The sequence below is a fragment of the Prosthecobacter sp. genome, assembly GCF_020439865.1.
Lineage (GTDB): Bacteria > Verrucomicrobiota > Verrucomicrobiia > Verrucomicrobiales > Verrucomicrobiaceae > Prosthecobacter.
Genome location: NZ_JAGRPF010000141.1, coordinates 1 through 7,838, shown reverse-complemented (window position 1 = coordinate 7,838; position 7,838 = coordinate 1). Strand labels below are relative to the sequence as shown.

At 62.1% G+C, this 7,838-nt stretch carries 8 protein-coding genes; 7 read left to right on the top strand and 1 reads right to left on the bottom strand.

The window, feature by feature from the left end; all coding sequences use genetic code 11:
* Nucleotides 1-141 precede the first annotated feature (141 nt).
* The 7 genes from KDL09_RS17225 to KDL09_RS17195 all read left to right on the top strand — a co-directional run bounded on the left by KDL09_RS17225 (nucleotide 142) and on the right by KDL09_RS17195 (nucleotide 6,958).
* The gene (locus KDL09_RS17225; RefSeq protein ID WP_294387843.1) at nucleotides 142-360 is read left to right on the top strand and encodes a hypothetical protein; all 219 of its coding nucleotides are present in this window, start codon (nucleotides 142-144) and stop codon (nucleotides 358-360) included.
* Between the two features lie 168 nt (nucleotides 361-528).
* Entirely contained in the window at nucleotides 529-1,794 is a 1,266-nt protein-coding gene (gene pabB / locus KDL09_RS17220; protein WP_294387840.1) for an aminodeoxychorismate synthase component I, read from the top strand.
* Between the two features lie 35 nt (nucleotides 1,795-1,829).
* Nucleotides 1,830-2,603, top strand: a complete 774-nt coding sequence (locus KDL09_RS17215) for an NIPSNAP family protein (protein WP_294387838.1) — start codon at nucleotides 1,830-1,832, stop codon at nucleotides 2,601-2,603.
* 40 nt (nucleotides 2,604-2,643) lie between these two features.
* Nucleotides 2,644-3,993: an SBBP repeat-containing protein gene (locus KDL09_RS17210; protein WP_294387837.1), complete on the top strand. Its 1,350-nt coding sequence runs from the start codon at nucleotides 2,644-2,646 to the stop codon at nucleotides 3,991-3,993.
* A 164-nt stretch (nucleotides 3,994-4,157) separates the two neighbouring features.
* Nucleotides 4,158-4,658, top strand: a complete 501-nt coding sequence (locus tag KDL09_RS17205; protein WP_294387833.1) for a 3D domain-containing protein — start codon at nucleotides 4,158-4,160, stop codon at nucleotides 4,656-4,658.
* Nucleotides 4,659-4,804: 146 nt separating this feature from the next.
* Nucleotides 4,805-5,314 carry an Imm26 family immunity protein gene (locus KDL09_RS17200; protein WP_294387832.1) on the top strand — a complete coding sequence of 170 codons (510 nt, stop codon included), beginning with the start codon at nucleotides 4,805-4,807 and terminating at the stop codon, nucleotides 5,312-5,314.
* Between the two features lie 72 nt (nucleotides 5,315-5,386).
* Nucleotides 5,387-6,958 carry a long-chain-fatty-acid--CoA ligase gene (locus tag KDL09_RS17195; RefSeq protein ID WP_294387828.1) on the top strand — a complete coding sequence of 524 codons (1,572 nt, stop codon included), beginning with the start codon at nucleotides 5,387-5,389 and terminating at the stop codon, nucleotides 6,956-6,958.
* Nucleotides 6,959-6,976: 18 nt separating this feature from the next.
* On the opposite strand, the gene KDL09_RS17190 is transcribed toward KDL09_RS17195, so the two are convergent.
* Nucleotides 6,977-7,765, bottom strand: a complete 789-nt coding sequence (locus KDL09_RS17190) for a ThuA domain-containing protein (RefSeq protein WP_294387824.1) — start codon at nucleotides 7,763-7,765, stop codon at nucleotides 6,977-6,979.
* Nucleotides 7,766-7,838 lie beyond the last annotated feature (73 nt).

Here is a 7,838-nt window from a genome sequence, read left to right as displayed (position 1 = left end):
GGTGCAGGCGCTGTCGGAGCAGCGGCTGAAGCTGGCGGAGACGGCGACGCGATCGGCCCAGGTGTCGTCACAGTCGGAGGGGCCGAAAACGAAGGAGGTGACTGAGGAACAGACGGCGGCGGAGCTGACCCGTCGGTCCGGGTGAACGAACCGATCGGGGGCGGCGCACTGGAAACAGGCGGAGGAGCCACCTGCGGAGCGGGTGCCGGCATCAGCGATCCAGATCCTGGCAGGGGAGGGGCGGCGGGGACATTGGGCGTGGCGATCTGGCCGATCTCCGGCACGACGCTTGGTGTCGGGGCCGAAAGTGGGGAGGGCAGGATCACCACCGGGCGGCTTCCCAAAGGCGAGGGACTCTGAGAGGTGAGCAGTTTCACTGCGAGGCTCATTTGAATCAGCGCCAGCACGCCCAGCGTTCCCCATGCGATCGCAGAAGAACGGTCGCGCTCGGAGGAGAGAATGGAGGAAGACGGGGTCACAGGTTGCTGGAAAAGGCGCGTATGGTACGGTTCAGGCCTCCTAGTGTCAATGCTTCAGGGTTCTTCGTTCAAAATGCCGGAAGGTCACACCCTGCCGCTGTTCATTCATGCCTCGGAAACGTCGCCACATCACCGCCTGTGTGAATTTTCCTTCACTCCGGCCGAGGTGGCGGCGCAACTGTGCCAGCGTGAGGGCTTCGTCTGGATGGATTCATCGCTGGCGACGCCCGGCGCCATCTCCGTGCTCACGGCCGAACCCGTCGAGGTACTGCAGGGCCACATCGACCGCGACTGGGAAAAAGTCCGCGCTGCCCTGGCCGCGCCGCGAGCTTCAGCGGGCGGATTGTACGGCTGGGTCGGCTACGACGGGCGCTTCGTCTTCGGCGTTTACCCGCACGGTCTCATCTACGATCACGACACCGCGCGCTGGTATCAATTTGGTGACTTCAAATGGCATCCGACCGCTGCCCAGTTGTCGCCTGCGCCCCATCTCCAATTTCAGCCGCAGGTCAGCCGCGACGACTTCATCCGCATGGTGCAGCGGGCGCAGGAATACATCGCCGCCGGTGACATCTACCAGGTGAACCTCGCCTGTCCGTGGAAAGCCGCGTGGCCACAGGATGCCGATGCCCTCGCGCTCTATCTGAAACTGCGCACCGTCTCACCCGCGCCGCATGCCGCCTTCATGCAACTGGCCGGCACGACTGTGCTTTCGGCGTCGCCCGAATTGTTTCTGCGCATGCAGGCATCACGCGTGGCCACGCGTCCGATCAAAGGCACGCGCCCTCGTTTTGCCGACGACCCGGAACGCGATGCCGCCGCCGTGCGTGAACTCACCGCTTCCACGAAAGAGCGCGCCGAGTTGCTGATGATCACCGATCTCGAGCGCAACGATCTCGGCCAGGTCTGCGAATTCGGCAGCGTCACCGTGCCCGAGCTCTGGCGCGTGGAAAGCTTCGCGCAGGTGTTTCATCTCGTCTCCACCGTCACCGGCACGCTGCGGCCGCACGTCGATCACGTCGATGCCTTCCGTGCCTGCTTTCCCGGCGGCAGCATCACCGGCGCGCCAAAAAAACGCGCCACCGAAATCATCGCCGAGCTCGAACCGCATCCACGCGGCCTCTACACCGGCGCCATCGGCTGGTTTGGCTTCGACGGCCGCAGCCAGTGGAACATCGCCATCCGCACCGCCGTGCAATCGGGCGATGAAATCACCTTTCACACCGGCTCCGGCATCGTCGCCGACTCCATTCCTGAAAAGGAACACGACGAGACGCTGCACAAAGCAGCGGGCATTCTGGCGGCGGCGGCGTGAAAAGCTGCGCTTCATGGGCCGTTTGTTCACCCCTCATGAAGCGCCTCACTTTTATTCTTCTCGTTCTCGCCGGTCTGTTCGCACCCATCATCCACGCTGCCGACGACGGACGTGTGTACGAGCTGCGCATCTACACCTGCAAGGAAGGAAAACTCGACGCACTGCTTGCGCGCTTCCGCGATCACACCTGCAAGCTCTTTGAAAAGCACGGCATCGGCAACGTCGGTTACTGGGTGCCGGTGGATGAGGAGAACGGCTCGAAGGACACACTCATCTACATCATCGAACACAAGAGCCGCGACGCGGCGAAGGCGAGCTGGAAGGCGTTCGGCGCCGATCCCGAATGGCAGGCCGCGCGCAAGGCGAGCGAGGAGGCCGGCAAGATTCTCGCCAAGGCACCCGAGTCGATCTTCATGACGCCGACGGATTATTCGCCGGCGCGGACCATCGCGAAGGGCGACAAGCCGCGCGTTTTCGAGATGCGCACCTACACCGCGAACGACGGCAAACTCGACGCGCTGAACGCCCGCTTCCGCGATCACACGACGAAGCTTTTTGCCAAGCATGGCATGACGCAGATCGCCTACTGGATGCCGACCGATAAGGAAAAGGGCGCGGGCACCAAACTCATCTACATCCTCGCTCATGACAGCAAGGAGGCCGGCCTCGCCTCCTTCGATGCCTTCCGCAAGGATCCCGACTGGCTCAATGCGAAGACCGAAAGCGAAAAAGGCGGTCCGCTGACGATCAATCCCGGCGGCGTGAAGAGCATCTACATGAAGGCGACGGACTTCTCGCCGATTCAGTAAGCCGCAACACCTCCCGTCGTGCGCCCGTATGCTGCGGGCCATGATTTCCTTCCGCACGCTTTGCCTCGCCGTTTTTGCCACATCGCTTCACGCGGCCACGCCCGAATTTGAGTGGGTGGCCGCCGGTGGCGGGGCGAAGAATGACAAAACGCGTGCGGTGACTTTTGATCGCGAAGGGAACGTCTTCCTCGCAGGTGAAACGACCGATGACGGGACCTTTGGCGATCTCAAACGCAGCGGGCTCGGTGGCATGGACTTCTTCGTCGCGAAGGTTTCCAAAGAAGGACGCTTCCTCTGGGTGCGCAGCCTCGGCGGCTCCTTGGTGGATCGCGGTTACGGCGTGGCGACGGATGCCGCGGGCAATGCCTACGTTACCGGCCACTATCAAAGCACCGATGCCAAAGCGAACGGCGAGACGCTGCCGAATGCGGGCGACTACGATGTCTTCGTCGCGAAATACGATCCTGTGGGAACGCTGCTGTGGATCCGCACCGCCGGTGGCAAGGGCTACGACTACGGCCACGGCATCGTGGTCGATTCGAAGGGCGACATCGTCGTCACCGGTGCCGTTGCAGGTGAGGCGAAGTTCGGCGACATCACCGTCAATGCGGGCGGCACGTCCGCGCGTCCGATCTTCTGCGCCAAATACGATGCCGCAGGCACGCTGAAGTGGGTGAAGACCACCAGCGGCAAGTTCTCCGGCAGCGGCCATGGCCTCGGTGTCGATGCGCAGGACTCTATTTATATAGGAGGCAGCGGCAGTGGCGCGGGAAGCATCGGGGCCGTGCCGATTGCGATCGCGAAAGGCCAGGCGGGCGTCGTCTTGAAACTCACCTCGGAAGGCGAAGGCGTGTGGGCCACCACGTTGCCCGGCGCACCGAGCGCAGGCTTCCATGAGATCACCGTCGATACCGCCGGTCGCACATGGTGCGCGGGCATGTTCAAAGGCGAACTCAACGGCGGTCCGAAGACGACCGGCGACAAAGACAGCGACGGCGTGCTCGCGCACTTCAGCCCCGATGGCAAACTCGTCTGGAGCCATGTCATCCAGGGTCCGGCCACCGATTACTGTCTCGGCGTCGCCACCGATCACACCGGCCGCTGCTTCGTGACGGGCGAGTTTTCCGCCACGGCCACCTTCGCTGGCAAGACGCTCACCTCGCAGGGAGCCACGGACATTTATACTGCCGCGTTCGATGAGAAGGGCGGCCTCGAATGGCTCGTCCAGGCAGGCGGAGTGAAGGGTGACAACGCCTATTGCATGGCCTGGAACCCCTCCGGACGAATTATTTTTTCGGGCGCTTGTGTCGCACCTGCGACATTTGGCGGGAAAGAAATGAGCTCACCCGGCGGGGCCGAGGCCTACGGGGCGGTTTTGCGGTTAAAGTGACCGTATGGCACAAAAATCGGCCATCAGGCCGTCTAAAGTTGAGTTTGGAGGCCCGAACCGGCTACAAATCCCCGGTTTGACAGGGGGACCGAAGTGGACACCATGCGCGCCCCTCCGCCCGGGCCCCCCATCCGGCGAGTGTGCCCCAACAACCCAACCATAGATTGAAAAGATCCATCCTCCTGTGCCTCGCTGCCTTGTGCGCCTCCGCTTTCGCGGACGAAGTTAAAAACTCCACCACAACGCAAGCCGGCACTCCAGGCCAGGTCATCGCAGGCGTCCGAACCACCGCCTACACCCACGACGAAAGCGATCACATCGAGTACGGAGCCCGCAATGCCGTGGGATCCCAGCTCAAGTACGGCCAGATCCGCAGCGCCGCCGCCGACTGGTCCATCTATCCCGTCGGCACCGTCTTCCAGATCGCAGGCGACTCCTCGCTCTACGTCGTGGACGATTACGGCTCCGCGCTCGTCGGCACGAAGACCATCGATCTCTACAAGCCGACCTTCAGCGCCATGAACCGCTGGGGCACGCGCCACGTGACCATCAAGGTCATCAAGTGGGGCTCCTTCGCGAAGAGCCTTGCCATCCTGAAGCCGCGCTCCTACAAGGCGCCGCACGTCCGCAAGATGGTGGCCAGCATCGAAGGCCGCCCGGCCTGATCCTTCCCCCCAAAACCTGAATCCAAGGTTTCAGCCACGGAACTGCTTTGTCGGTTCCGTGGCTTTTTGTTTGGGGAGGAAACACGAGATGCTTCCGATCACGCACTCGACAAATACCTCAGTCATCCAATAGGTTGGAGAAGAATATGGCTAAACCTCGAGCAAAGATTGGTGACGTTTTTAGCATTCCAATCGACGACCAGAGAGTGGGATATGGTCAGGTCGTTCTGAAAAATCATTCTTCCTTCCCAATCTACATCGTCGTGTTCTGGACTGCATATGATCGGAACCATGAGATTTCGCTCGCTGAAATTGTTGCTGACGAAATTGCGCTGGTGGGAGGCTCAATGGACTCACGGATTTACCACGGAATGTGGAAGATCATTGGAAACATCGGTCCAGATCAATCGCGTATCCCGCGGCCAAACTTTAAAGTCTATATTGGGCACAGCGATTTTGTTGAGAACTTCGACGGAAACCGGCTGCGTAAGGCGACACCAGAGGACGTTCGCCACTACGACAACCGATGGTCGCGCTCCCCCATGGGTTTCGAGTCCGCAATCAAGGCCTTTCATGGCGTCGGAAACTGGGAGCCCGATTTCGACAAGCTCACTTTGAAACACGCATTAGACCAAGCAACCGACGCGCCGAACTAAAAGCAGGGGAACTCGCCCGCTTTCCTCTCGCCTTTCACCGCCACCTTCCGCTAGCCTTCGCGCTTTCTCGCCATGGAAACGCCACTTTCGCCTCTCGACTTCGCCCGCCGTGCCCGCCGCTTGTATGCCGACCGCGAGGCCGTGATCGATGGCGAGCGTCGCTTCACCTACCGCGAGTTCTTCGAACGCTGCGACCGCTGGTCGTCGGCGCTGCAAAAGCTCGGCGTGAAGCCCGGTGACCGCGTCGCGACCATCGCACCGAACACGCATGCGCATCTGGAGGCGTTTTATGCGATCCCACAGATCGGCGCGGTGATCGTGCCGATCAATTTCCGCCTCACCGCCGCCGACTTCGCCTACATCCTGAAGCACAGCGGGGCCAAGGTCGTCTGCGTGCACGCGGACTACCTCGACGCGGTGGATTCGATCCGCGATCAGGTGCCCGGCGTGGAGCACTTCATCGCCTTCAGCGGTCCCAAGGTCGGTTGGACCAACTACGAGGCCATGCTGGCCGCTTCTTCGCCCGATTTCGCGCCCGCCGAAGTCGTCGAGACGGAAATGATCGCGCTGAACTACACCAGCGGCACCACGGCGAATCCGAAGGGCGTCATGGTCACGCATCGCAACACGGCCATGAACATCATGGGCCACCTCATGCACACACGCATCACGGCGGCGGATCGTTACCTGTGGGTGCTGCCCATGTTTCATGCGAACGGCTGGTGCTTCGTGTGGACGATCACCGCCGTCGGTGGCCGACACATCTGCATCCCGAAGGCCGATCCGCGCCTGATTTTTGAAACGATCAAAAGCGAAGACGTCACGCTGCTCTGCGCCGCGCCGACCGTGCTCATCAGCATCGCCAACGTGCCCGAAAACGTGCGCCACGGCGCCCCGCGCGGCGTGCGCGTGTTCACCGCTGGCGCACCGCCTGCCGCGGCTACGATTGAGCGCGTCGAAGGCGAACTCGGTTGGGAAATCACCCATGTTTACGGCCTCACCGAAGTTTCCCCGATTGTCACCATCAGCGAACCGCGCCCTGAGCACGCCTCGCTGAATCCGGCCGTGCGCGCCGTCATCAAAGCCCGCCAGGGCGTCGAATACCTCGCCAACGCCGAGGTCCGCGTCGTCGATGACGAAGGCAAGGAAGTCGCCCAGGACGGCGCGACGATGGGCGAGATCATCATTCGCGGCAATGCGGTGATGAAAGGCTACTACAACGATCCCGCCGCCACCGCGAAAGCGATTCGCAACGGCTGGTTCCACAGCGGCGATGCTGCCGTCGTGCATCCCGATGGCTACATCGAAATCCGCGACCGCTGGAAGGACATCATCATCAGCGGCGGCGAAAACATCTCCTCCGTCGAAGTCGAAGGCGTACTGCTGCGTCATCCCGCCGTGCAGGAATCCGCCGTCGTCGGCCTGCCGCACGAGAAATGGGGCGAGACGCCGCAGGCCTTCATCGTCCTCAAACCCGGCGCCGAAACCACCCCCGAAGCGCTGCGCCTGTTCTGCCGCGAACACCTCGCCCATTTCAAAGTGCCGCACGGCTTTGAATTCATCGCCGAACTGCCGAAGACTGCGACGGGCAAGATTCAGAAGTATGTCCTGCGCGGCGGGAGGGCGAACATCACGCGGCAGTAGCGATCGCTACTCGCGTGCTCACTGCCCCGCGAGCTTCCCATCCTCGACGTGCACGGTGCCGCCACGCACCTCGATCTTCTCCCGCGCTTCCTCCACCGGGACGTGACGTGGCGTGCTGGCCGGTTGCCCCTGCGGGCGTGCCCAGCGGATGCCGTTGGCGATCACGCGTTGCACATCGGGATGATGGTAGATCGGATACACCTCGTGGCCGGGACTGAAGTAGAAGATGCGACCGCTGCCGCGTTTCCACGTCGCGCCGCTGCGGAAGACCTCGCCGCCTTGAAACCAGGACACAAAGATGAGTTCGTCCGGTGTCGGAATGCCGAAGGGCTCGCCATACATCTCCGACTGCTCGATCTCGATGCAGTCGCCGATGCCTGCGGCGATGGGATGCCCCGGATTCACCACCCACACGCGTTCGCGCTCGCCTGCCTCACGCCAGCACAGCGCGCAGCTCGTGCCCATGAGGCGCTTGAAGACCTTCGACCAGTGTCCGGAGTGCAACACAATCAGGCCCATGCCCGCGAGCACGCGCTCCTGCACGCGCGTCACCGTTTCATCCAGCACCTGGTCATGCGCCGCGTGTCCCCACCACAGCAGCACGTCGGTTTGATCGAGCACGTATTGCGGCAGTCCCTGATCCGGGTCGTCGAGCGTTCCCGTGTGCACATGAAAATCGCCGTGCTTCGACAGCGCCTCCTCCAGCGCCCCGTGAATGCCTTTGGGGTAAATTTCCGCCACCGCGAGGTTCTCGCGCTCGTGAACGAATTCGTTCCAGATGGTTACGCGGATGGGTCGGTTGGGCATGATGGAACTCAGAGCCTACTTCTCGACGATTTCAAATTTCTGTACGCGATGATTGTAACTGTCGACCACATAG